General features: G+C 38.0%; 1 protein-coding gene. It reads right to left on the bottom strand.

Features of this window, described 5'->3' with window-relative positions:
• Positions 1–178, bottom strand: a 178-nt coding sequence (locus M3226_RS31975) for a transposase (protein ID WP_251573463.1), incomplete at its 3' end; no start/stop codon positions are given.
• Positions 179–255 lie beyond the last annotated feature (77 nt).

Below are 255 nucleotides of genomic sequence, written 5' to 3'. Positions count from 1 at the left end.
GTATATTTCCACTACCAATAAAACCATTTTCCTTCTGATCCCTATAAACCCTAACCCATCTCCCCAAGGTTTTAGACGAAATATTTAACTCGTCTGCTAACTGAGTAGCCGTTCTGCCTTCCTCCACGACCAATCGAGCAGCTTGAGTTTTAAACTCCTTATCAAAATGAGATCCCATTATCGACACGTCCTTTATAAATTGGTTAATTTTACTATTATGCCCAATTTATCGTGTCCGTAATTTAGTCTAACATC

It is taken from the genome of Neobacillus cucumis (assembly GCF_023715505.1).
Note: the sequence above shows the minus strand (reverse complement) of the source record. Positions and strands in the feature narration are given on the sequence as shown.